The 22,230-nt window shown below is 67.9% G+C and carries 25 protein-coding genes and 1 tRNA gene; 15 read left to right on the forward strand and 11 right to left on the reverse strand.

Annotated features, from left to right (window positions below):
- The first annotated feature begins 5 nt into the window (after positions 1-5).
- A complete protein-coding gene (gene queG / locus ACE3T8_RS12865) occupies positions 6-1,067 on the forward strand; it encodes a tRNA epoxyqueuosine(34) reductase QueG (protein WP_374609604.1) in 1,062 nt (353 codons plus the stop codon).
- A 143-nt stretch (positions 1,068-1,210) separates the two neighbouring features.
- Here queG and pgi read toward each other — a convergent pair whose 3' ends face one another.
- The 6 genes from pgi to pcnB form a co-directional block, all read right to left on the reverse strand.
- Complete coding sequence (gene pgi, locus ACE3T8_RS12870; protein WP_374609605.1) at positions 1,211-2,713, reverse strand: glucose-6-phosphate isomerase; 1,503 nt, start codon at positions 2,711-2,713, stop codon at positions 1,211-1,213.
- Positions 2,710-3,090: an aspartate 1-decarboxylase gene (gene panD / locus ACE3T8_RS12875; RefSeq protein WP_374357737.1), complete on the reverse strand. Its 381-nt coding sequence runs from the start codon at positions 3,088-3,090 to the stop codon at positions 2,710-2,712. Before panD ends, pgi begins: the two co-directional genes overlap by 4 nt.
- A gap of 106 nt (positions 3,091-3,196) precedes the next feature.
- A complete protein-coding gene (gene panC / locus ACE3T8_RS12880; protein ID WP_374609606.1) occupies positions 3,197-4,051 on the reverse strand; it encodes a pantoate--beta-alanine ligase in 855 nt (284 codons plus the stop codon).
- A 22-nt stretch (positions 4,052-4,073) separates the two neighbouring features.
- Positions 4,074-4,883, reverse strand: a complete 810-nt coding sequence (gene panB, locus ACE3T8_RS12885; RefSeq protein WP_374609607.1) for a 3-methyl-2-oxobutanoate hydroxymethyltransferase — start codon at positions 4,881-4,883, stop codon at positions 4,074-4,076.
- Positions 4,884-4,906: 23 nt separating this feature from the next.
- Positions 4,907-5,392 carry a 2-amino-4-hydroxy-6-hydroxymethyldihydropteridine diphosphokinase gene (gene folK / locus ACE3T8_RS12890; RefSeq protein WP_374609608.1) on the reverse strand — a complete coding sequence of 162 codons (486 nt, stop codon included), beginning with the start codon at positions 5,390-5,392 and terminating at the stop codon, positions 4,907-4,909.
- Positions 5,389-6,783: a polynucleotide adenylyltransferase PcnB gene (gene pcnB, locus ACE3T8_RS12895; protein WP_374609609.1), complete on the reverse strand. Its 1,395-nt coding sequence runs from the start codon at positions 6,781-6,783 to the stop codon at positions 5,389-5,391. Before pcnB ends, folK begins: the two co-directional genes overlap by 4 nt.
- 139 nt (positions 6,784-6,922) lie before the next feature.
- Between pcnB and ACE3T8_RS12900 the strand changes: the two genes are divergently transcribed.
- Both ACE3T8_RS12900 and fdxA read left to right on the forward strand, forming a co-directional pair.
- Positions 6,923-6,998 (forward strand) — tRNA-Glu (locus tag ACE3T8_RS12900).
- Between the two features lie 285 nt (positions 6,999-7,283).
- Positions 7,284-7,607: a ferredoxin FdxA gene (gene fdxA, locus ACE3T8_RS12905; protein WP_374609610.1), complete on the forward strand. Its 324-nt coding sequence runs from the start codon at positions 7,284-7,286 to the stop codon at positions 7,605-7,607.
- 65 nt (positions 7,608-7,672) lie between these two features.
- Here fdxA and ACE3T8_RS12910 read toward each other — a convergent pair whose 3' ends face one another.
- Positions 7,673-8,191, reverse strand: a complete 519-nt coding sequence (locus ACE3T8_RS12910) for a hypothetical protein (protein WP_374609611.1) — start codon at positions 8,189-8,191, stop codon at positions 7,673-7,675.
- A gap of 32 nt (positions 8,192-8,223) precedes the next feature.
- On the reverse strand, positions 8,224-9,105 hold the full coding sequence (dapA, locus tag ACE3T8_RS12915; RefSeq protein ID WP_374609612.1) for a 4-hydroxy-tetrahydrodipicolinate synthase: 882 nt from the start codon (positions 9,103-9,105) through the stop codon (positions 8,224-8,226).
- Between the two features lie 99 nt (positions 9,106-9,204).
- On the opposite strand from dapA, the gene ACE3T8_RS12920 reads away from it, so the two are divergent.
- The 7 genes from ACE3T8_RS12920 (at position 9,205) to ACE3T8_RS12950 (ending at position 14,292) form a co-directional block, all read left to right on the forward strand.
- Positions 9,205-9,825, forward strand: a complete 621-nt coding sequence (locus ACE3T8_RS12920) for a glycine cleavage system protein R (protein ID WP_374609613.1) — start codon at positions 9,205-9,207, stop codon at positions 9,823-9,825.
- An 18-nt stretch (positions 9,826-9,843) separates the two neighbouring features.
- Positions 9,844-9,969 (forward strand): hypothetical protein, encoded by a 126-nt coding sequence (locus ACE3T8_RS12925; RefSeq protein ID WP_374609614.1) that lies wholly within the window; start codon positions 9,844-9,846, stop codon positions 9,967-9,969.
- The gene (locus ACE3T8_RS12930; protein ID WP_374609615.1) at positions 9,966-10,445 is read left to right on the forward strand and encodes a peroxiredoxin; all 480 of its coding nucleotides are present in this window, start codon (positions 9,966-9,968) and stop codon (positions 10,443-10,445) included. Before ACE3T8_RS12925 ends, ACE3T8_RS12930 begins: the two co-directional genes overlap by 4 nt.
- Positions 10,446-10,527: 82 nt before the next feature.
- Positions 10,528-11,925: a PhoH family protein gene (locus ACE3T8_RS12935; protein ID WP_374609616.1), complete on the forward strand. Its 1,398-nt coding sequence runs from the start codon at positions 10,528-10,530 to the stop codon at positions 11,923-11,925.
- A 21-nt stretch (positions 11,926-11,946) separates the two neighbouring features.
- Positions 11,947-12,627, forward strand: a complete 681-nt coding sequence (locus tag ACE3T8_RS12940) for a YoaK family protein (RefSeq protein ID WP_374609617.1) — start codon at positions 11,947-11,949, stop codon at positions 12,625-12,627.
- A gap of 31 nt (positions 12,628-12,658) precedes the next feature.
- On the forward strand, positions 12,659-13,465 hold the full coding sequence (thiD, locus tag ACE3T8_RS12945) for a bifunctional hydroxymethylpyrimidine kinase/phosphomethylpyrimidine kinase (RefSeq protein ID WP_374609618.1): 807 nt from the start codon (positions 12,659-12,661) through the stop codon (positions 13,463-13,465).
- Complete coding sequence (locus tag ACE3T8_RS12950) at positions 13,465-14,292, forward strand: alpha/beta fold hydrolase (RefSeq protein WP_374609619.1); 828 nt, start codon at positions 13,465-13,467, stop codon at positions 14,290-14,292. The genes thiD and ACE3T8_RS12950 overlap by 1 nt, the downstream gene beginning before the upstream one ends.
- 3 nt (positions 14,293-14,295) lie before the next feature.
- Here the strand turns inward: ACE3T8_RS12950 and fabB are convergent, their stop codons facing one another.
- Together fabB and fabA are read right to left on the reverse strand one after the other, a co-directional pair.
- On the reverse strand, positions 14,296-15,504 hold the full coding sequence (fabB, locus tag ACE3T8_RS12955; protein ID WP_374609629.1) for a beta-ketoacyl-ACP synthase I: 1,209 nt from the start codon (positions 15,502-15,504) through the stop codon (positions 14,296-14,298).
- 8 nt (positions 15,505-15,512) lie between these two features.
- Positions 15,513-16,028, reverse strand: coding sequence for a 3-hydroxyacyl-[acyl-carrier-protein] dehydratase FabA (fabA, locus tag ACE3T8_RS12960; RefSeq protein WP_374609620.1), 516 nt, complete (start codon positions 16,026-16,028; stop codon positions 15,513-15,515).
- 181 nt (positions 16,029-16,209) lie between these two features.
- Here fabA and zwf point away from each other — a divergent pair, with 181 nt between their 5' ends.
- From zwf to ACE3T8_RS12985, 5 genes are read left to right on the forward strand one after another with little or no spacing between them, the layout of a single operon-like run.
- Positions 16,210-17,679 carry a glucose-6-phosphate dehydrogenase gene (zwf, locus tag ACE3T8_RS12965; RefSeq protein ID WP_374609621.1) on the forward strand — a complete coding sequence of 490 codons (1,470 nt, stop codon included), beginning with the start codon at positions 16,210-16,212 and terminating at the stop codon, positions 17,677-17,679.
- A 4-nt stretch (positions 17,680-17,683) separates the two neighbouring features.
- Positions 17,684-18,382, forward strand: coding sequence for a 6-phosphogluconolactonase (locus ACE3T8_RS12970; protein ID WP_374609623.1), 699 nt, complete (start codon positions 17,684-17,686; stop codon positions 18,380-18,382).
- A 3-nt stretch (positions 18,383-18,385) separates the two neighbouring features.
- Entirely contained in the window at positions 18,386-20,239 is a 1,854-nt protein-coding gene (edd, locus tag ACE3T8_RS12975; RefSeq protein WP_374609624.1) for a phosphogluconate dehydratase, read from the forward strand.
- The gene (glk, locus tag ACE3T8_RS12980; protein WP_374609625.1) at positions 20,236-21,249 is read left to right on the forward strand and encodes a glucokinase; all 1,014 of its coding nucleotides are present in this window, start codon (positions 20,236-20,238) and stop codon (positions 21,247-21,249) included. Before edd ends, glk begins: the two co-directional genes overlap by 4 nt.
- 4 nt (positions 21,250-21,253) lie before the next feature.
- Positions 21,254-21,901, forward strand: a complete 648-nt coding sequence (locus ACE3T8_RS12985; protein WP_374609626.1) for a bifunctional 4-hydroxy-2-oxoglutarate aldolase/2-dehydro-3-deoxy-phosphogluconate aldolase — start codon at positions 21,254-21,256, stop codon at positions 21,899-21,901.
- 55 nt (positions 21,902-21,956) lie between these two features.
- Here the strand turns inward: ACE3T8_RS12985 and ACE3T8_RS12990 are convergent.
- The coding region (locus ACE3T8_RS12990) for a transposase (protein WP_374609627.1) at positions 21,957-22,230 on the reverse strand (274 nt) is incomplete at its 5' end.

The following is a 22,230-nucleotide window of genomic DNA, read 5'->3' on the forward strand; positions in this document are numbered from 1 at the left end:
CGCGCATGTCTTCGCCACTCCCCGACTACCTTGCATTGGCAGGCCGCATCCGCGCGCTTGCGCAGGCGGCCGGCTTCCAGCGCGTGGGAATTTCCGGCGTCGAGCTGCAGGATGACGAGGCCTTCCTGCAATCGTGGCTGGACGAAGGCCTGCACGGCACGATGGCGTGGATGGCCCATCACGGCGACAAGCGCAGCCGGCCGGCGGAACTGATCCCGGGCACGCTGCGGGTGGTGTCGGTGGGCATGGATTACGGCAAGGACGGCGACGCGGCGTGGGAGAACCTGCGCGACGGCGAACGCGCGTACGTGGCCCGTTACGCGCTGGGCCGCGACTACCACAAGCTGATGCGCAATCGCCTGCAGAAGCTGGCGGACGATGTGGCCAAGGAGATCGGCCAGTTCGGGCATCGGGTGTTCGTGGACTCTGCCCCGGTGCTGGAACGCGCGCTGGCGCGCAATGCGGGGCTCGGCTGGATCGGCAAGCACACCTGCCTGATCGACAAGGACGGCGGCAGCTGGTTCTTCCTCGGCGAGTTGTTCGTCGACCTGCCGCTGCCGGTCGATCCGCCGGCCAGTGCGCATTGCGGCAGTTGCACGCGCTGCATCGATGTCTGCCCGACCCGGGCGATCACCGCGCCGTATCGCCTGGATGCACGGCGCTGCATCAGTTACCTCACCATCGAACACGAAGGCAACATCGACGAGGACCTGCGACCGCTGATCGGCAACCGCATCTTCGGCTGCGACGACTGCCAGTTGGTCTGCCCGTGGAACAAGTTCGCGGTGCGCACCGACGAACCGGATTTCCGCGTGCGCAACAACCTCGACCGGGCGACGTTGGTCGATCTGTTCGCGTGGGACGAAGACGAATTCCTGCGCCGCACCGAAGGCAGCGCGATCCGCCGCAGCGGGCACGAGCGCTGGTTGCGCAACATCGCGGTGGCGCTGGGGAATGCGCCTAGAACCGATGCCGTGATCGCGGCGCTGGAATCACGGCGCGAACATGCATCACCGGTCGTGCGCGAGCATGTCGAGTGGGCGTTGGGACGACACGGCATCGTCTGAGAGCCGCCGCTGCGTCCGGCAGGACGGATGGCTTCGGGTGTCTTCGGGACCTTCGGCGACATGGATGTCGCCGATGAGCCTACATGGACGTACTTGCGGCGTGTCCCGAAGATGCCCGGAGCCAGCCGGCCCATCGAGGACGGTCAGCGGCGAGCGCTGAACTCTCGCAACAGCGCGCGGGTCACCGCATCGTCGGCTTCGGCGTCGCCATTCAACGCGGGCAGCAGGCGACTGGCGACCTGCTTGCCGAGTTCGACCCCGAACTGGTCGAAGGCATTGATGCCCCACAGCACCGATTGCAGGTAGACGCTGTGTTCGTACAGCGCGACCAGCATGCCGACCGCATGCGGCGTCAACGCATCCAGCAGCAGCAAGGTGCTCGGCCGGTTGCCGGGGTAGCGGCGATGCGGATCGTCGCTGTCCTGCCCATTCGCCAGCGCCTCGGTCTGCGCCAGCAGGTTGGCCAGCAGCGCGGCGTGGTTCTGCGCATGCGGATGATCGGCCTGCTGCACGCCGATGAAATCGGCCGGAACGACTTGCGTGCCCTGGTGCAGGGCCTGGAAGAAGCTGTGCTGGGTATCGGTGCCCGCGCCGCCCCACCAGACCGGCACGGTGTCGATACCCACCGCATCGCCTTCGATCCGCACCGACTTGCCCAGGCTTTCCATCACCAGTTGCTGCAGGTAAGCCGGCAGCAGCTTGAGGCGATCGTCGTAGGGCAGCACCGCCTGCGTGGCCGCATGCAGCGCGTTGCGATTCCACACTGCAGTGAGCGCGTGCCACATCGCGATGTTGTCGCGCGGCGCGGTGGTTGCCGCATGCGCGTCCATCGCGGCGGCGCCGGCCAGCAGTTCCAGGAAGCGATCCATGCCCAGCGCCAGCGCGATCGGGAAGCCGACCGCCGACCACAGCGAATAGCGGCCGCCCACCCAATCCCACATCTGCAGGGTGCGTTCCGGCGGCACGCCGAACGCGGTCACGCGCTCGGCATTCGTGCTCACCGCATACAGGCGTTCGTCGTTGCCCAGCCAGTCGCGGACGATGCCGCCGTTGAGCAGGGTTTCCTGGGTACCGAAGGTCTTGGAAATGACGATCGCGGCGCTGCGCTTCGGATCCAGCCCGGCCAGCACGCGCTGCGCGGCATTGCCGTCGACATTCGAGATGAAGTGCACCTTGAAGCGCGCGTCGTGCAAGGCCAGCGCATCGACCATCAACCGCGGGCCCAGGTCGGAACCGCCGATGCCCACGCTGACGATGTCGGTGACGTCGCTGGCTTCGAGTCGTTCGATCAGGACGCGCATCCGCACCTGTGCATCGAGCGCTTGCTTGCGTGCGTCGATGGCAACCGGCGAAGTCGAGTTGTCGCCACGCAGCGCACTATGCAGCGCGGCGCGGCCTTCGGTCGGATTGACGATGGCGCCGTCCAGCAAGCGGCGCATCGCACCGGGCAGGTCGGCGCGTTCGGCGATGGCGAACAAGGCGTCCAGCGCCGCGCGGTCGTAGCGCTGGCGGGCGAAGTTCGCGTAGAGCCCACCGCAGCGCAGCGCGAAATCGCTTGCGCGCGCCGGATCCTCCCGGATCAGATCGGTGATGGTCGTGCTGGCCAGCCTGCGTGCTTCCGCGTCGAGTCCGGCCAGCATGCTCATGCGGCCTGCTTCGGCATCGAGCGGTTGGTGTGGGTCAGCGCGTTGTCGCGATCCACGTACACCAGGGTCGGCTTGAACTTGGCGGCTTCGGCCTCGTCGCACTGGCCGTAGGCGCAGATGATCACCAGGTCACCGGGCTGCGCCTTGTGCGCGGCGGCGCCGTTGACGGAGATCACCCCGCTGCCTTCCTCGCCGCGGATCGCGTAGGTCGCGAAGCGCTCGCCGTTGTTGACGTTGTAGATCTCGATGCGCTCGTATTCGCGGATGCCGGAGATGTCCAGCAGGCGGCCGTCGATCGCGCAGGAGCCTTCGTAGTGCAGCTCGGCATGGGTGACGCTGGCGCGGTGGATCTTGGCCTTCAGCAGGGTCAGTTGCATGTTCGACTCCAGTGGCGCGACGCCCGGGATCGGCCCGGGAGGCCGAAGTATAGGCCGCGATTTCCGCGCTGCAACAAACCCGCCGCGAGGCCTGCCGGCGGCGAGTTCAGCCGGCCAGGTGGAACTCGAGGTTGTCGATCAGCCGGGTGCGCCCGAGCCGAGCCGCGATCAATGCGACCAGGTCGCCCGCCTCGCCGTCCGTCGGCTCGGCCAGGTCGGGACGCCGCACCACCGCGTAGTCGGGGACGAAGCCGGCATCGCGCAGGGCGGCATCGGCATCCGCCTCGACCTGCGCCAGCGGCAGGCCGACCAGCAGGCTATCGCGCATCGCGTGCAGGGTGTGGTGGATGATCGCCGAGACCACGCGTTCGTCCGCCGACAGGTACTGGTTGCGCGAGCTCATCGCCAGCCCGTTCGCCTCGCGGACGATGTCGCCGCCGATGATGCGGATCGGCACGTGCAGGTCGGCGACCATCTGCCGGATCACCGCGAGCTGCTGGTAATCCTTCTTGCCGAACACGGCGACATCCGGCTGGACCTGGTTGAACAGGCGGCTGACCACCGTGCACACGCCATCGAAATGGCCCGGCCGGTGCGCACCTTCCAGCACCGCACTGACGCCCGGCACATGCACGTTGGCGGCCAGTTCCACGCCGAACGGATACATCGCCGCCACGTCAGGCAGCCACAACGCATCGCAGCCCGCGGATTGCAGGCCGCTGGTGTCGGCATCCGGCGTGCGCGGGTAGCGGGTGAAATCCTCGTTCGGGCCGAACTGGGTCGGGTTGACGAAGACGCTGGAGACCACCTTGTCGGCGTGCTGGCGGGCCAGCGCGACCAGCGAATAGTGGCCGGCATGCAGGTTGCCCATGGTCGGCACGAAGCCGACGCGCAAACCGTCGCGCTTCCAGCCACGGATGCGAGTGCGCAGCGCTTCAAGCTCGGTGATGGTCTCGATCATGTCGGCTCGCTCCGCAGTGGCGTCAGGCGTAGGCGTGTTCGGCCGCGGGGAAACGGCCGTGGCGCACGGCGTCGGCATAGGCACGGATCGCACCGGCCACGGATCCGCCCTCGCCCAGGAAATCCTTCACGAATTTCGGCTTGCGATGGCCGGTGTCCAGGCCAAGCAGGTCGTGCAAGACCAGCACCTGGCCATCGCAACCCGCGCCCGCACCGATGCCGATGGTGGGGATCGGGCTGGCCGCGGTGATCTGCGATGCCAGCACGGCCGGCACGCCTTCCAATACCAGCAGCGCCGCACCGGCGTTGGCCACCGCGAGCGCGTCATCGCGCAGTTTCGCAGCCGCGGCATCCTCGCGCCCCTGCACCTTGAAACCGCCGAAACGATGCACCGATTGCGGGGTCAGCCCGAGGTGGGCGCACACCGGGATTTCGCGCTCGACCAGATAGCGGATCGTGTCCAGCTTGTGGCCCGCGCCTTCCAGCTTGACCATGCTCGCGCCAGCCTGGATGAAGCGCACCGCAGCGGCATGCGCTTCCAGCGCCGAGCCATCGGAACCGAACGGAAAATCCGCGATCTTCAACGCGCGCGTCGCACCACGCGCCACCGCGGCAGTGTGATAGACGATGTCTTCCACGCGCACCGGCAGCGTCGAATCGTGTCCCTGCACCACCATGCCCAGCGAATCGCCGATGAGGATCAGGTCGATGCCGTTGTCGTCCAGCACGCGCGCGAAACTGGCGTCGTACGACGTCAGCATCACCAGCTTGCGGCCGGCGGCACGCGCCTCGCCCAGCATCGGCACGGTCCAGCGTTTCTGTGGCTCGCTCATGCCTGGCTCCTTCCCGCGGGCGCCTAAGGTAACGGTTCGATACCGTCCGCCGCCATCACGCCCGCACATTCACGCGCGGGGCCGATGCCGGGAATGATGGCGGCCGGCCAGGCCTCGAGCAGCGGCAACAGCGCGAACGCGCGTTCGTGCAGGTGCGGATGCGGCACGCGCAGGCCGGCTTCATCGATGATGGCATCGCCGTGGAGCAACAGGTCGAGGTCGAGCGTGCGCGGCCCCCAGCGTTCACCATCGACGCGGACCCGGCCATGGACGCGCTCGATGTCCAGCAGCGCCTCCAGCAAAGCGCGCGCCGACAATCCGGTGTCCAGCAACGCGACGGCATTGATGAAATCGGGCTGCGCGGTCACACCCCAGGCCGGCGTGCGATACAGCCGCGACGCCTGCACCAGGCGGGTGCCGGGCAACTGGCCAAGCGCATCGATAGCGTCGCGGACGCTGCGCGCGACATCGCCCAGGTTGGCCCCCACGCCAACCGCCGCCAGGGTCATGCAGGCTCTTGCGAAGTGGAACCGGGTACCGAGCCACCTCGACGGCGACGGCGCTTGCGCTTGTGCGGGGCATCGCCGTCGCCACCCTCTTCGCCCGCTTCGACGATGCCATCGGACTGGGCGACGTGCGCGGCTCGCTCGGCGGCGGCCAGGACGGCGTCGGGATGCAACTGCGCCTCGCGCCAGTAGGCAACGTCCTCGGCATGCGAATCGGACGCGGCCAGGCGCAGCTCGAGGAAATCGAAGGCGGCGCGGAACCGCGGATGCGACAACAGCCGGAACACGCGCTTGCGCACACGCTGCGAGAACCGCGGCTGCAGCAGCCAGATTTCCTGCATCGGCAGCGAGAACCGGCGCGGCAAGGCGGTGCGCCCGACCTGGTGCAGGGTGACCCGGTCGGCCGCGCGACGCTGGGCATCCGCGGCGTGCACGCCCTGCGCCTGCAGCAACGCCAACGCCCGGCAATAGGCGGGCCACAACAGCACCGCATAGAGAAATGCGGGCGACACCGACTCATCGGCGGCGACGCGCGCGTCGGTATTGCGCAGGCCCTGCACCAGCATCCGGCGCAACGCGCCGGACTTGTTCGAGGCCAATGCCTGCGCGGTTTCCGGCAGCAGTGCCGGCAGCAGGCCATGCGCTTCCAGCAATTCGAAACTGGCCACCGCATGGCCGGACAGGAACAGTTTCAGGGTTTCCTCGAACAACCGTGCCGGCGCGGCCTCGGACAGCAAGGGCGCCAACCTGGCGATCGGTTCGGCGGTCGCGGCCTCGATGGTGAAACCCAGCTTGGCCGCCAAGCGTGCCGCGCGCAGCATGCGCACCGGGTCTTCGCGATAGCGCGCCTCGGGATCGCCGATCAGGCGCAGCAGGCGCGCCTGCACATCGTCGTAGCCGCCGACGTAGTCGCGCACCGAGAAATCCTCGATCGCGTAATACAGCGCATTCGCGGTGAAGTCGCGGCGGATCGCATCGTCCTCGATCGTGCCGTAGACGTTGTCGCGCAGCAGGCGGCCGCCCTCGTGCTGTTCGCGGTCGCCGCTGCCGTCATCGCTGTTGGCGCGGAAGGTGGCGACCTCGATGATCTCGCGGCCATACACGACATGGGCCAGGCGGAAGCGGCGGCCGATCAGCCTGCAGTTGCGGAACAGCGACTTGACCTGCTCCGGCGTGGCGTCGGTGGCCACGTCGTAATCCTTCGGCGCACCGCCGACCAGCAGGTCGCGCACGGCGCCGCCTACCAGGTAGCCACCGAAGCCGGCCTCGCGCAGGCGGTAGAGCACGCGCAATGCGTTCTGGCTCATCTGCTTGCGCGACAGGCCGTGCTCGTCGCGGGTGATCACGCGCAGGCTGGGGACGGGATAGACAGTCTGGGATTCGATTTCGGTCATGCGCTACGGCGATGCCGCGCTCTGGAATGGGATGGGCTGCGTTGCCGTCGACACCGCAGCCGCATATACTAGCAAGCTCGACATGCGGCCCTGCCGGTGGCGAGCCGGCCGTCCAGCCGGGAAGTTCCGCCTCACCTCTGCTCCCATCGTCTAGAGGCCTAGGACGCCGCCCTCTCAAGGCAGCAACACGGGTTCGAATCCCGTTGGGAGTACCAATCAACAAAAAAGCCCGAGTCGAATAACTCGGGCTTTTTTGTTGATTCGCCCTACGGGATGAGAACCCGTACGGGTTCGACAGCGGCGCCGGGAGCCCAGCTGGACAACCGAAGGTTGCGCGCAGGGCGCGGCACAAGGATGTGCCGCGTCTATCCCGTTGGACCATCGTCTATCCCGTTGCCATGATCCCTGCCGCCATCACCCCACAACCGCCACCGATTCTCATCCGCCGCCTTCCGCCACCGCAGCGCTAAACTACCTGCATCGCATCAAGGATCGTCCCCATGCCCTTCGTCGTCACCGAGAACTGCATCAAGTGCAAGCACACCGACTGCGTCGAGGTGTGCCCGGTCGACTGTTTCCACGAAGGCCCCAACTTCCTGGTGATCGACCCCGACGAGTGCATCGACTGCACCCTGTGCGAACCGGAATGCCCGGTCAACGCGATCTATCCGGAAGAAGACGTACCCGCCGGGCAGGAGCCGTTCGTCGCGCTCAATGCCGAATTGGCGAAGGACTGGCCGGTGCTGGCGACACGCAAGGATGCGCCCGCCGATGCGGCGGAGTGGGATGGCAAGCCGGGCAAGCTGGCGCTGCTGGAACGCTGACCGCAGCGGCATGGCAAACAAGAAGGGCGCCTCGCGGTGCCCTTTTGCATTGCACGGTTCGAACGTCAGGGCGCGATCGCGGCCTTCAGCGTGCCGATCAGCTTGACCGGCGCCTCGCCGACCGGCGGCAGGCCACGCGGATCGACCGCGGAGATGTACACGCCCTCGCCGGCCTTGGTGACCCGGACCAGGAACTTGGCGTCCATGTAATCGACGTCGTAAGTGCCCAGGATCTGTGCCTTGTTGGCGATCTTCACGCCGGGCGTAGCAGCCAGCACCTCGCCGACCTTGGCGAACAGCACATCGCGGTCGCCGCTGGCGTTGAAGCCGATCGGCGCGGCGCTGCTGCCGCCGGCGTTGTTCATGCCCGAGGCGCTGACGCTGCCACCGGCCGCCGGCAGCGACATGGCCTTGTCGGCGCTCGGACGATCCAGGTCCGGCGGGACTTCCAGCGGGCGGCTTTCGGCGCTCTGCGTGTACAGCTCGTTCTTCTTGCCGAACAGCTGGCAACCGGACAGGCCAGCCACCAGCAGGGCGGCGGCAAGCGGCACGGCAATCGGGGACACGCGGGCACTACGACGCATCTGGAGCTCCTGTCAGGCCGCGGCGGGCGGCATCAGTCTTCGAGTTGGAGGATGTCCGCATGCAGGCGCTGGGCCTCGGCGGCATGGGCGGATGATAGCGGCTGCAGCGGCAGGCGCAGGCCGTGGCCGATTCCGTTCAGCGCGAGTAGGGCTTTGACCGGGATCGGATTGGGCTCGACGCCGAGGAAGTGGTAAAGCGCATACAGCCGCGCGTCCAGCGCCTCGGCACCGGCCACGTCGCCGCCGCGGGCCAGCTGGCACAAGCGACGGAACGTCCCGGGGACCACGTTGGATGCGACCGAGATCACCCCGTCGGCGCCGGCCAGCATCGCCCGCACCGCGGTCGGGTCGTCGCCACTGAGCACGGCGAAGCCGTCGCGCCGGCACGGCAGCAGGTCGTCCATGCGCGCGGCCTCGGCGCGGGCTTCCTTGATGCCGACGATGTTCGGGTGCAGGGACAGCTCGCCGGTGGTTTCCGGGGCGAGGTCGCAGCCGGTGCGGCCGGGCACGTTGTAGAGGACCACCGGCAACCCGCCCTCGTCGGCGACCGCGCGGAAATGCGCGAGCAGGCCGGACTGGGTCGGCCGCACGTACGGCGGGGTCACCACCAGCGCGGCATCGGCGCCCAGCGCGGCGGCGCGGCGGTTGGCCTGGATGGTCTTGGCGGTATTGGAATGACCGGTGCCCGCCAGTACCGGCATGCGCCCGCCGAGGAACTCGACCGCACTGGCCAGCAGGGCGTCGTATTCGTCGTCGAACAGCGCCGCGGCCTCGCCGGTGGAGCCGGCGACGACCACGCCCTGGGTGCCCGCGTCCCGCTGCGCCTGCAACAAGCGCTGCCAGGCGGGGAAGTCGATGTCGCCGGCGGCCGTGAAGGGCGTCGCCAGCGCAGTGATGCTGCCGGAAAGTCGCAAGTAGATGGCTCGGCTGGGCGCGGCGGAGGAACGCGCGGCGCGATGGGAGTGGTCAAAGCGAGGCTGAATCTTACTTGCGGCTCGAAAGCACCGGCAAGTATGCTGGCCGGCAACGGGTCGCCATCGCGCCACCCCATCCCATCCGCTCCGGACGCTCCCTTGACCGATATCTCCGCCAGGCCGGCGCCGAACGAAAACCACCTGCTGATCAACGCGTACACCACGCATCCGCAGTCGCCCCTGCTGGCCGTTACCCGACGCATCGCCGATTCCGGCTGCAACTTGGTCGACACGCGCCTGGCCACGGTGGGCCGCGACGTGTCGGTGACTGCGCTCGCCACCGGCTCCTGGGACGCCGTGGCCAAGCTGGAGACCATGCTCGCCAAGCTGGAGCGCGAGGAAGGCCTGAAGCTGATCTGGTATCGCACCGGGCCGAAGCCGGTGCAGTCCAGCCTGCTGCCCTACGTGGTCGAGGTGATCGCCTCGGACAAGCCCGGCATCCTGTTCCAGCTGGCCGATTTCTTCGACCAGCAGGGCATCACCATCGAGAGCCTGCATTGCTCGCGCTACCGGGCGATGCAGACCGGTGCCGACATGTTCTCCGCCCAGCTGACCATCGGCGTGCCGTCGGACATGCACATCGCCGCGCTGCGCGACGACTTCCTCGAGTTCTGCGACCACCTGAACCTCGACGCCATCATGGATCCGATGAAGTACTGAGACAGGGGATCGAAGACCATGGAATTCGTGCTGTTCTTCCTCGCCGTGGCGATGATCGCAGGCCAACACGGCAAAATCTCGAAACTGAAGAAGCGCATCGAGAAACTCGAATCCCCGGCTTCGGGGGAAGCCGAACGCCAATGACCGCCGGCGAGGCGCTATCGAACACCATGCTGAAGCTGCCGCTTGCACTTTCGAGCGGCAAGCACGCAACGCTCGCCGACTACGCCGGCAAATGGCTGGTGCTGTATTTCTACCCGAAGGATTCCACCCCGGCCTGCACGACCGAAGGCCAGGATTTCAATGCGCTGTTGCCTGCGTTCAAGCGCGCTGGCGCGGTCGTGCTGGGGGTGTCGAAGGACTCGCTGAAGTCGCACCAGAACTTCTGCGCGAAGCAGGGCTTCAAGTTCGACCTGGTCAGCGATGCCGACGAAGCCGTCTGCAACGCCTTCGGCGTGATCCAGCCGAAGAAGCTCTATGGCCGCGAGTACATCGGCATCGTCCGCAGCACCTACCTCATCGACCCCGAAGGCGTCATCCGCCAGACATGGCAACCGGTGAAAGTGCCCGGCCATGCACAGGCCGTACTCGACGCATTGAAGGCCGCGAAAACCAAGTGACCGACCTCGTTTCCACCGCCCTTCATCGCCCCGCCCCGCGGGACGCGATGGCCCATCGCTGTCCGACCGCAGGAATCCGAGCATGACGCGAAGCAAGCGCATCTACGTCCTCGACACCAACGTGCTGATGCACGACCCGACCGCGCTGTTCAAGTTCGAGGAACACGATGTGTACCTGCCGATGCAGGTGATGGAAGAGCTGGACAACGGTAAGAAGGGCACCAGCGAAGCCAGCCGCAACGCGCGCCAGGTCAGCCGCTTCCTCAACGAACTGATCGAGGCCCACGGCAGCAGCGACGTCCACAACGGCATCGCCCTGGTGCGTCCGCAGGCCCTGCAGTTGCGCGGTGCGGAGAGCGCCGGCCGGCTGCTGTTCCAGACCGGTGATTTCGATGCCGGCAAGCGCTTCGGCACGGTCATCCCGGACAACAACATCCTCGGCGCGATCCTGGCGCTGAAGGAATCCGATCCCGGCGCACCGGTGGTGTTCGTCTCCAAGGACATCAACCTGCGGATCAAGGCGTCGATCGCCGGCATCGTCAGCGAGGACTACGAGAACGACCGCGCGCTGGACGATTTCAGCCTGCTCTACACCGGCGCAACCGCACTGCCCGAGGATTTCTGGTCGCGCCACGGCAAGGACCTGAAGTCGTGGACCGACAAGGGCCGCACCTACTACGAAATCGCACGCGGCGAGGACGAGGATTGGTACCCGAACCAGTTCGTCTACCTGCCCGGCGACGAACAGGCCGAGATGAAGGTGGCGAAGGTGGCCGACGACAAGGTCGTGCTGCAGATCGTCGACGACTTCCGGCATTCGTCGCGTGCGGTCTGGGGCATCACCGCACGCAACCGCGAACAGAACTTCGCGCTGAACGCGCTGATGGATCCGGAAATCGACTTCGTCAGCCTGCTCGGCACCGCCGGCACCGGCAAGACGCTCCTCGCCTTGGCCGCGGGCCTCGCGCAAACGATGGATGCGCAGCGCTACCGCGAAATCATCATGACCCGCGCCACGGTGAGCGTGGGCGAGGACATCGGCTTCCTGCCCGGCACCGAGGAAGAAAAGATGACGCCGTGGATGGGCGCGCTGACCGACAACCTGGAGGTGCTGACCCACAACCAGGACGGCGGCGCCTGGGGGCGCGCGGCAACCAACGACCTGCTGGCCTCGCGGATCAAGATCCGCTCGATGAACTTCATGCGTGGGCGCACCTTCCTGTCGCGCTACCTCATCCTCGACGAAGCCCAGAACCTGACGCCCAAGCAGATGAAGACCCTGATCACCCGCGCCGGCCCCGGCACCAAGATCATCTGCCTGGGCAACGTCGAGCAGATCGACACGCCCTACCTCACCGAAACCACGTCCGGCCTCACCTACGCGGTCGACCGCTTCAAGGCCTGGGCGCACAGCGCGCACATCACCCTGCGGCGCGGCGAGCGTTCGCGGTTGGCGGATTACGCCTCCGAAGTCCTGTAGGCGAACGGCGGGGCCCGCGACATGACCGTGTCCCTGCCGCGTTGGGTATGGATCGGCGCGGTCACACTCGCCTGCATCGGCGGGATGGTGAACGTGGTCGGCTACCTGGGCTTCGAGCACCAGGCGGTCAGCCACCTCACCGGCACCACCAGCCTGCTCGGTGCCGCACTGGCACAGGGCGACTGGCGCGCGGTCGTGCATTTGTGGGGCGTGCTGATCGCGTTCTGCACGGGCGCGATGCTGAGCGGTTTGATCGTGCAGGACGCGACGCTGCGACTGGGCCGCCGCTACGGCGTGGTATTGGCGCTGGAAGCCGCGCTGCTGGTGGCTGCGGTGCCGCTGTTCGAGGGCGGATCGATCTGGGGCGCGTTGCTGGCGGCGATGGCCTGCGGCCTGCAGAACGCGATGGTCACCACCTTCAGCGGTGCGATCGTGCGCACCACCCATCTCAGCGGGATGTTCACCGACCTCGGCATCGGGTTGGGCCACTTGCTGCGCGGCATGCCGTTGCCGACACGGCGACTGGCGTTGAGCGGGTTGATCATCGGCGGCTTCCTCGCAGGCGGCATCATCGGCGCGTGGCTGTTCGCGCTGTTCCGCTACAAGGCACTGTTCGCGCCGGCGCTGCTGACCGGCAGCACCGGCATCGGTTACATGCTGTATCGCCACGTGATGCTGCGCGGGGAACGAGCCGCGTCCTGACGGTGGCGTATGGTTCCGGCAAAATGGCCGGATGCAGACCCCCACCGTCGTTTCCGCACTGACCATCGCCGGCTCCGATTCCGGCGGCGGCGCGGGCATCCAGGCCGACCTGAAGACCTTCGCCGCGCATGGCGTGCATGGGCTGTCGGCGATCGCCGCGCTGACCGCGCAGCACACCCGCGGCGTGACCGCCGTGCATGTGCCCGATGTCGGCTTCCTGCGCGCGCAACTCGACGCCTGCTTCGACGACTTCGACATCGGCGCGGTGAAGATCGGGATGCTGGCCACCGCCGAGGTCATCGGCTGCGTCGCGGACGTGTTGGAAGCGCGTCGACCACCGCATGTCGTGCTCGACCCGGTAATGGTCGCCACCAGCGGCGCGAAGCTGCTCGCCGATGACGCGTTGCAGGCACTGCGCACGCGGCTGCTGCCGCTGGCGAGCATCGTCACACCCAACATTCCGGAAGCGGAATTGCTGACCGGCGTCCGCATCGCCGATGGCGAAGCCGCCGACGCCGCCATCGCCGGATTGCGCGCGATGGGCGCGCGCGCGGTGCTGCTCAAGGGCGGGCACCTGGACGAAGGCGAGACCGTCATCGACCGCTACGACGATGGCCTGCTGGATGCCGAATTCATCCACGACCGCCTGGCGCTGGAAGGCCATGGCACCGGCTGCACGCTGGCCTCGGCGATCGCCGCCAACCTGTGCCTTGGCATGCCGCTGTCGCTCGCGGTCGAAACCGCGACCGACTACATCGAGCGTGCGTTGCGCGGCGGCTACCGGCCCGGTCGCGGCGACGTCGTGGTGCTCGATCACTTCGGCGCGGCCGCGCGCTGATGCGTGCATTCGAACTGCCGGTCCACACCGGCGATGGCCACCGCTGCGAACTGATCGCGCGCATCCCGGATGTGCCGGTTGGACGCGTGTTGTGGCTGGCCGGCATGGGCATGCCCGCACGGCATTACCTGCCGTTCGCGGAGGCATTGGCGGCGCGCGGTATGGCGGTATTCCTGCACGAATGGCGCGGGATCGGCTCCAGCAATATGCGTGCTTCGCGAGCGGAGGACTGGGGCTATCGCGAATTGCTGGCCGACCTCGCCGCCAGCCAGGCGGTTGCCGACGCGCACGCGCACGGCGTGCCGCGCATCCTCGGAGGCCATAGCCTGGGCGGGCAGATGTCCTGCTGCCAGTTGGGCCTGCAGCCCGACAGTGCCGACGCCTTGTGGCTGGTCGCCAGCGGCGCGCCGTACTGGCGCGTGTTCAACGCACCCAAGCGCTGGGGCCTGTTGCCTGCCTATCGGTTCATGCGCTGGCTGGCCGCACGCAATGGCTTCATGCCCGGCCGCAGGATCGGCTTCGGCGGCAACGAGGCGCGCAGCGTGATCGCCGACTGGTCGCGCACGGCGATCAGCGGCCACTACGCCGCGCCGGGCGTCGACGTGGACCTGGAAGCGGGCATGGCGCGCTTCAATGGCGAGGTGCGTGCACTGACCTTCGACCAGGACTGGCTGGCACCGCCGGTGTCGACGGCCTATCTGACCGGCAAGTTGCCGAACGCGCGCGTGACCTCGGCGCATTTCGATGCCGCGGCGGTCGGCACCGTGGCCGACCACTACGCGTGGATCAAGGCACCCGAGGCCACTGCGGACTGGCTGTTGCGCTGATCGTCAGACCCGCGCGAAGACCACGGCCGCATTGGTGCCGCCGAAGCCGAAGCTGTTCGACATCACCGTGTCGAGTTTCGCATCGCGGCTTTCGCGCACGATCGGGAAGCCTTCACAACGCGGATCCAGCGTCTCGATGTTCGCCGAGCCGGCGATGAAGCCGTCGCGCAGCATCAGCAGGCTGTAGATCGCCTCATGCACGCTGGCCGCCCCCAGCGAATGACCGGACAGCGCCTTCGTGGACGACAACGGCGGCACCGCATCGCCGAACACCTCGCGCACCGCGTTCAACTCGGTGATGTCGCCGAGCGGGGTCGAGGTACCGTGGGTGTTGAGGTAATCGACCGGACGGTCGATGCCGGCCATCGCCATGCGCATGCAACGCACCGCGCCCTCGCCGCTCGGCGCGACCATGTCGGCACCGTCGCTGGTCACGCCGTACCCGATCAACTCCGCATGGATATGCGCGCCGCGCGCCTTCGCGTGCTCGTAGTCTTCCAGCACCAGCATGCCGCCGCCGCCGGCGATGACGAAGCCGTCGCGATTGGCGTCATACGGACGGGAGGCCGTGGCGGGCGTGTCGTTGAAGCCGGTGGACAGCGCGCCCATGGCGTCGAACATCACGCTCATGGTCCAGTCCAGGTCTTCGCCACCACCGGCGAACATGATGTCCTGCGCGCCGTGGCGGATCAGGTCGGCGGCCGCGCCGATGCAATGCGCGGAGGTCGCGCAGGCCGCGGACAGCGAGTAGCTCAGGCCCTTGATCTTGAACGCGGTGGCCAGGTTGGCCGACACCGTGGAGCACATCGTGCGCGGCACCATGTATGGGCCGACCTTGCGCACGCCGCGATCGCGCAGCAGGTCCGCGGTCTCCACTTGCCAGCGACTGGAACCACCACCGGACCCGGCGATCAGGCCGGTGCGCGGATCGCTGACCGCGGCTTCGTCCAGGCCGGCATCGGCGATGGCGTCGCGCAGAGACACGTAGCTATAGGCCGCGGCATCGCTCATGAAGCGCTTGAGCTTGCGATCGATCACCGCATCGAGGTCGAGGTCGACCGCGCCGCCGACCTGGCTGCGCAATCCGCGCTCGGCATGGTCGGGCAGGAAGCGGATGCCGGCACGGCTTTCGCGCAGCGCCGACGACACCGTGTCCAGGTCATTGCCCAGGCAGGACGCGATGCCCATGCCGGTCACCACCACGCGGCGCAAGGTCGTACTCACATGGCCTCCGTCGCCTGGAACAGGCCCACGCGCATGTCGCGGGCGGTGTAGATCTCGCGGCCGTCCACGTAGGTGCGGCCATCGGCGACGACCAGGCGCAGGCGACCGCGCAGCAGGCGGCGGATGTCGATCTCGTAGCTCACCACCTTGGCGTCGGGCAGGACCTGGCCGGTGAACTTGATCTCGCCGGCACCGAGCGCGCGGCCGCGGCCGGTTTCGCCCAGCCACGGCAGGAAGAATCCGGTGAGCTGCCACATCGCATCCACGCCCAGGCAGCCCGGCATCACCGGGTCGCCGAGGAAGTGGCAGCCGAAGAACCAGAGGTCCGGACGGATGTCGAGTTCGGCGCGGATGAACCCCTTGCCGTGCGCGCCACCGTCGTCGCTGATATGGGTGATACGGTCGAACATGAGCATCGGCGGCGCGGGCAGCCGCGCATTGCCTTCGCCGAACAATTCGCCGCGGGCGCAGGCCAGCAGTTGCTCGCGATCAAGGGAGGAAAGACGCGTCATTGCAGGGCCTTGGACGACTAGAGCAACGATTCTAAAGGGCAGCGATGCGACATACCTATGCGTACTGCCCGCATGAACCATCACCGCGCGCCATACCCCGGCGAACGTTGGAAACGAAACCACTGCAGCATCCGCACGCCGGGCGTATTAAGCTTAGGGTTCCCCACGTCGGAACCGTTCCGTGACGCATGCCGCGCCTGCTTCGCTATTGACCATCTTCGGCGCCACCGGCGACCTGGCGCGGCGCATGCTGCTGCCCTCGCTGTACAGCCTGCAGGCCGAGCAGCTGTTGCCGGCGAACCTGCGCATCCTGGGCACCGCGCGCAGCGAGCTCGACCGCGAAGGCTTCGCCAACCTGGTGTCGGCCAGCATCGCCGAACGCATCCCGGCGGCGGAACGCAACGATGCCGCGCTGCGCGGCTTGCTGGATCGACTCGACTATGCCGCCGCCAGCGTGGACGACGATGCGTCGATGGCCGCGCTCGCTGCGAAGGTGCAAGCGCTGCGCGATGGCGACGTGCTCTACCACATGAGCACCGCGCCGAAGTTCTACGGTCCCGCCTGCGCCGCGCTGGCCGCCCACGGCGTCGCCGGTGCGGGCACCCGCGTGATGCTGGAGAAGCCGATCGGCAAGGACCTCGCGTCTGCGATTGCCATAAATGACAGCGTTGCCATGTCGTTCGACGAGGAGCGCGTCTACCGCGTCGACCACTACCTCGGCAAGGAAGGCGTGCAGAACCTGATCGCCCTGCGCTTCGGCAATGCGCTGTTCGAACCGCTGTGGAATGCGCGCCACATCGAGCAGGTGCAGATCACCGTCGGCGAGACCGTCGGCGTGGAAGGCCGCGGCGATTACTACGACGACTCCGGCGCATTGCGCGACATGTTGCAGAACCACCTGCTGCAATTGCTCTGCCTGGTGGCGATGGAACCGCCGGCGAAGTTCGATCCGACCGCGGTGCGCAACGAGAAGATCAAGGTGCTGCGCTCGCTGCGCCCGATCGGCCGCGAGCAGGTCGCCCATGAATCCGTGGCCGGCCAGTACACCGCCGGGGCCATCGACGGCGTTGCGGTGCCCGGTTATGCGGATGAGCTGGGCCGCAGCAGCCGCACCGAAACCTTCGTTGCCCTGCGCGCGCACGTGGACAACTGGCGCTGGTCCGGCGTGCCGTTCTACCTGCGCACCGGCAAGCGGCTGCCCTCGCGCAGCACCGAGATCTACATCCAGTTCCGCAAGGTGCCGTACTCGATCTTCGGCGGACGCGCCGCCGGCGACATGCGCCCGAACGGCCTGCTGATCCGCCTGCAGCCAGAGGAACGCATCGAGCTGGACCTGATGAGCAAGGCCCCGGGGCTCGACCGCAGTGGATTGCGATTGGCGCAGGTGGCGCTGGACCTGGACTTCCACGAGGAGTTCGCCAGCGCACGCAAGCGCATCGCCTACGAGCGTCTGTACCTGGACGCGATCGAGGGCAACGGCACCCTGTTCGTGCGCCGCGACGAAACCGAAGCCGCGTGGCAATGGGTCGATGCGATCGCCGAGGGCTGGCGCGCGGCAGGCATCACCCCGAAGCCGTACCCGGCCGGCACCTGGGGTCCGGGCGCGGCGGTGTCGCTGACCGAACGCCACGGCCACGGCTGGCGGGAATAACGAAATGCCGTGGATCGAACATGACCATGCCGATGTCGGCGCGCTGGTAGCGCACGTCACCGAGGTGTTCGTTGACGCATGCCGCGAAGCGATCCATGCGCGCGGCCAGGCGTGGCTGGCGCTCGCCGGTGGACGCACGCCGCTGCCGGTGTATGCGCAACTTTCCGCGGCAGGACTCGGCGGCGTGGTCAGCGCCATTCCCACCGACGAGCGCTGCGTGCCGCACGACCACCCGGCCTGCAACCTGCGTGCGCTGCGCGAGGCCTTCGCCGCCGATGCCAACATCGTCGGCAATCCACTGACACGCGAGGATGGCGATGTCGATGCCTCGCTCGCGCAAGCGCGCGCGTTGCTTGCGGTGAACCCGCAACCCTTCGATGCGGTGCTGCTGGGCATGGGCGCGGACGGCCATTTCGCCTCGCTGTTCCCCGGCGCGGCCAACCTTGCCGAAGGCCTGGCGACAGAATCAGGCATCGATGCCCTCGCCACCTTGCCCGATCCGCTGCCGCCGGAAGCGCCATTCGCGCGGATCAGCCTGACCCTGCCGCGCTTGTTGTACGCCAAACAGATCCACCTCGTCGTCACCGGCGCGGACAAACGCGCGGTGTTGCGACACGCACAGGCGCATCCCGATTCTGCTTTCCCGGTGGCCGCGCTGCTGCATGCGCCCGGCCACCACGTCCACATCCACTGGAGTCCGTAGCCGATGCCCCTGCATCCCGCCATCGAGCGCGTGACCTCGCGCATCGCCGACCGCAGCCGGCGCCTGCGTGGCGACTACCTGGCGCGGATGGACGCGGCGCGCGAGGCCGGCCCGGCCCGGCGCGAACTGTCCTGCGGCAACCTGGCGCACGGCTTCGCCGCCGCCGGCGTCGACAAGCCGATGCTGCGCGAAGGCGCGGGTGGCAACATCGGCATCGTCACGTCCTACAACGACATGCTCTCGGCGCACCAGCCGATGGAGCACTACCCCACGCTGATCCGCATGGCCGCGCGCAACGCCGGCGGCAGCGCGCAGGTCGCCGGCGGCGTTCCCGCGATGTGCGATGGCGTGACCCAGGGCCGCACCGGCATGGAGTTGTCGCTGTTCTCGCGCGACGCCATCGCCATGGCCACCGCGATCTCGCTGTCGCACGACATGTTCGACGCGGTGCTCTGCCTGGGCGTGTGCGACAAGATCGTGCCCGGCCTGCTGATCGGCGCGCTGAGTTACGGCCACCTGCCGGTGATCTTCGTGCCGGCGGGACCGATGCCGTCCGGCATCCCCAACAAGCAGAAGGCCGAGGTGCGCCAGCGTTACGCATTGGGCCAGGCCACTCGCGAAGAGTTGCTTGAAGCCGAAGCGGCGTCGTACCACTCGGCCGGCACCTGCACGTTCTACGGCACCGCGAATTCCAACCAGATGCTGATGGAAGTGATGGGCCTGCACATGCCGGGCAGCGCCTTCGTCCCGCCGAACACGCCTTTGCGCGATGCACTGACCGTGGCCGCGGCCGAACAGTCGCTGCGCATCAGCGCGCTCGGCAACGACTATCGTCCGCTGGCGCGCACCATCGACGAGAAGGCCATCGTCAACGCGATGGTCGGGCTGGCCGCCACTGGCGGCTCCACCAACCACGCGCTGCATCTTGTTGCGATGGCCCGCGCGGCCGGCGTGCTCATCGACTGGACCGACCTAGACGAACTCTCGCAGGCCACGCCACTGCTGGCGCGCGTGTACCCGAACGGATCCGCCGACGTGAACCACTTCGAGGCCGCGGGCGGCCTTGGCCTGGTCATCAACGAACTGCTGGATGCCGGCCTGCTGCACGGCGACATCGCCTGCGTGCACGGCGGAGACCTGCGCCAGCAGGCAACGCAACCCTGGCTCGACGATCTCGTCCTGCGCTGGCGCACCGCACCGGCCACATCGCTGGACGACAACGTCGTGCGTGGCGTGGCGGCGCCGTTCGACAGCGAAGGCGGCCTGCGCTGCCTGCAGGGCAACCTGGGGCGCGCGGTGGTCAAGATCTCCGCGGTCGCGCCCGACTTGCGCCGGATCGAAGCACCCGCACGCATCTTCGACTCACAGGACGCGCTGCTGGCGGCGTTCAAGGCCGGTGCGCTCGACAAGCGCGATGGATTCGCCGGGGATTTCGTGGCGGTCGTGCGCGGCCAGGGTCCGCGCGCGAATGGCATGCCCGAACTGCACAAGCTCACGCCCACGCTGGCGGCGTTGCAGGATCGTGGACAGCGCGTCGCCCTGCTCACCGACGGTCGCATGTCAGGCGCCTCGGGCAAGGTCCTCGCCGCGATCCACGTCACCCCGGAAGCTGCCGATGCCGGCCCGCTGGCGAAGCTGCGCGACGGCGACCTCGTCCGCATCGATGGCGATGCCGGCACGATGGACGCGCTGGTCGATGCCGAGGCATGGGCCGCGCGCGAGGCCGTGCGTCCGTCGCTGGCGGGCAACCACGTCGGCCACGGCCGCGAGCTGTTCGCGATGATGCGCAAGCAGGTCGGCTCCGCCGAACAGGGCGCGTGTTCGCTGTTCCTGGATGAAGACGGGATGCCGGCATGACTGCGAACACGCTCGCGCTGGTTGGCGACATCGGCGGCACCAACGCGCGCTTCGCGCTGACCGACCTGTCGTCGCCGACCATCGAACTGCTGGAATCGAGGTCGCTGCCGAACGCGGATTTCGCCAGCGTGCAGCACGCCATCGAACACTATCTGGCCGGCGTGTCCGGCACCCCGATACGCGCCGCACTGGCGGTCGCCTGCCCGGTCGGCAAGGACGAGATCCGGCTGACCAATCGCGCCTGGTCGTTCAGCCGCAGCGAACTGGAACGCCGACTCGGCCTGCAGCAACTGCGCATGATCAACGACTTCGGCGCGGTGGCCTGGGCGATCCCGGCACTGCAGGCGGACCACCTGGTCACCCTGCACGGCAACCTCGAACTGCCGCTGCAAGGCCCGATCAGCGTGCTCGGCCCCGGCACCGGCCTGGGCGTGGCGCAACTCATCGGCTCGCAGTCGCACGGCTGGCATGCGGTCGAAACCGAAGGTGGCCATGTCGGTTTTTCGCCAGTCGGCGACGAAGAGCGCGCAATCTCCGCATGGCTCACCGCGCAACACGGGCGCACCTCGACCGAGCGCCTGTTGTGCGGCAAGGGCCTCTCCGAAATCGACGCCGTGCTACGCGGCGCCAGCGCGGTGCTGCCCGCGCAGATGCCGCAACCCGGCGATGCTTCGTTGCTCAACCCCGCCCTGCGCGACCCGGCCGAGATCGTCGCTGCCGCGCTGGAAGGCCATGATCAGGCCGCGCGTCGGACGCTCGCCCGCTTCTGTTCGGTGCTCGGCAGCGTGGCCGGCGATTGCGCATTGATCCATGGCGCACGCACGGTGGTCATCGCCGGCGGCATCGTCCCGCGCTTCATCCCGTTCCTGCGCGCCAGCGCGTTCCGCGAGCGTTTCCTGGCCAAGGGCCGCATGGCCGCGCTGCTGGAATCGGTGCCGATCCACGTCATCACCCATCCCCATCCCGGCCTGCTCGGTGCGGCCACCGCCCTGCGCGCCAAGGAGTTTTGACCCGATGTTCGATACCGCCCGCCACAGCGAACTGGTCGATGCCGTGTTCGGCCTTGCCCCGGTGATCCCGGTGCTCGCCATCGATCGCATCGAGGACGCGCTGCCGCTGTGCCGCGCGCTGGTCGACAACGGCCTGCCGGTGCTGGAGATCACATTGCGCACGGCGTGCGCGCTCGATGCGATCGCCCTGGTCGCGCGCGAACTGCCGCATGCCTGCGTCGGCGCCGGGACCGTGCTGTCGGCCACCGATCTCGCCAACGTGTCCGATGCCGGCGCGCGCTTCGCGATCTCGCCCGGCGCCACCGATGCGCTGTTCGATGCGGCGAAAGCCAGCCGCACGCCGCTGATCCCCGGCATCGCCACCGCCAGCGAACTGATGCGCGGGATGGAGCACGGCTGGCGGCGCTTCAAGTTCTTCCCGGCCGAATCCAGCGGCGGCATCGGCGCATTGAAGGGCTTCGGCGGTCCACTGCCGATGGCGCGCTTCTGCCCGACCGGCGGCATCGATGCGGTCAAGGCACCGGCCTACCTGGCGCTGCCGAACGTGGCCTGCGTGGGTGGCTCGTGGATGGTGCCCGCGGATGCGGTGAAGGCCGGCGACTGGGCGCGCATCGGTGCGCTGGCCAGCGAAGCGGCATCTCTGAAGCGCTGAAGCGCCCGCATCGAACCAGGTGAAGCCGGCCTCGTGCCGGCTTTATCATGGTTCATCACGGATTACCGGGGAAGGCGGCTTTGATCTTCAGGAAGAAGTACTCGCTGTCGCGGTAGCCGTAGGCCATGCGCTTGATCACCTTGATTTTGTTGTTGATGCCTTCCAGTTGCCCGGTATGCATCGGCCAGCGTACCCGGCTGATGATGCCGCGCCAGTAGCCCTTCAGTCGTCGCGCAAACTGCATGAGCGCCGGGATTTGGCTCTGCTTGGCGTATGCCATCCATTGCGTCCAGGTCTGTCGCCACACCCATGCGGTCGGTGCCGTCCAC

It is taken from the genome of Thermomonas sp. (assembly GCF_041919455.1).
GTDB lineage: Bacteria > Pseudomonadota > Gammaproteobacteria > Xanthomonadales > Xanthomonadaceae > Thermomonas.

Bases quoted from the DNA above. Each gene is read 5' to 3' on its own strand.
- ACE3T8_RS12940 (WP_374609617.1), top strand. From the start codon at position 11,947: ATGACCGTGTCCCTGCCGCGTTGGGTATGGATCGGCGCGGTCACACTC.
- ACE3T8_RS12925 (WP_374609614.1), top strand. From the start codon at position 9,844: ATGGAATTCGTGCTGTTCTTCCTCGCCGTGGCGATGATCGCAGGCCAA.
- edd (WP_374609624.1), top strand. From the start codon at position 18,386: ATGCCCCTGCATCCCGCCATCGAGCGCGTGACCTCGCGCATCGCCGAC.
- queG (WP_374609604.1), top strand. From the start codon at position 6: ATGTCTTCGCCACTCCCCGACTACCTTGCATTGGCAGGCCGCATCCGC.
- ACE3T8_RS12930 (WP_374609615.1), top strand. From the start codon at position 9,966: ATGACCGCCGGCGAGGCGCTATCGAACACCATGCTGAAGCTGCCGCTT.
- panB (WP_374609607.1), bottom strand. From the start codon at position 4,883: ATGAGCGAGCCACAGAAACGCTGGACCGTGCCGATGCTGGGCGAGGCG.
- fdxA (WP_374609610.1), top strand. From the start codon at position 7,284: ATGCCCTTCGTCGTCACCGAGAACTGCATCAAGTGCAAGCACACCGAC.
- ACE3T8_RS12935 (WP_374609616.1), top strand. From the start codon at position 10,528: ATGACGCGAAGCAAGCGCATCTACGTCCTCGACACCAACGTGCTGATG.
- ACE3T8_RS12985 (WP_374609626.1), top strand. From the start codon at position 21,254: ATGTTCGATACCGCCCGCCACAGCGAACTGGTCGATGCCGTGTTCGGC.
- ACE3T8_RS12920 (WP_374609613.1), top strand. From the start codon at position 9,205: ATGCTGGCCGGCAACGGGTCGCCATCGCGCCACCCCATCCCATCCGCT.
- fabA (WP_374609620.1), bottom strand. From the start codon at position 16,028: ATGACGCGTCTTTCCTCCCTTGATCGCGAGCAACTGCTGGCCTGCGCC.
- ACE3T8_RS12950 (WP_374609619.1), top strand. From the start codon at position 13,465: ATGCGTGCATTCGAACTGCCGGTCCACACCGGCGATGGCCACCGCTGC.
- ACE3T8_RS12970 (WP_374609623.1), top strand. From the start codon at position 17,684: ATGCCGTGGATCGAACATGACCATGCCGATGTCGGCGCGCTGGTAGCG.
- panD (WP_374357737.1), bottom strand. From the start codon at position 3,090: ATGCAACTGACCCTGCTGAAGGCCAAGATCCACCGCGCCAGCGTCACC.
- pgi (WP_374609605.1), bottom strand. From the start codon at position 2,713: ATGAGCATGCTGGCCGGACTCGACGCGGAAGCACGCAGGCTGGCCAGC.
- glk (WP_374609625.1), top strand. From the start codon at position 20,236: ATGACTGCGAACACGCTCGCGCTGGTTGGCGACATCGGCGGCACCAAC.
- folK (WP_374609608.1), bottom strand. From the start codon at position 5,392: ATGACCCTGGCGGCGGTTGGCGTGGGGGCCAACCTGGGCGATGTCGCG.
- panC (WP_374609606.1), bottom strand. From the start codon at position 4,051: ATGATCGAGACCATCACCGAGCTTGAAGCGCTGCGCACTCGCATCCGT.
- ACE3T8_RS12910 (WP_374609611.1), bottom strand. From the start codon at position 8,191: ATGCGTCGTAGTGCCCGCGTGTCCCCGATTGCCGTGCCGCTTGCCGCC.
- thiD (WP_374609618.1), top strand. From the start codon at position 12,659: ATGCAGACCCCCACCGTCGTTTCCGCACTGACCATCGCCGGCTCCGAT.
- pcnB (WP_374609609.1), bottom strand. From the start codon at position 6,783: ATGACCGAAATCGAATCCCAGACTGTCTATCCCGTCCCCAGCCTGCGC.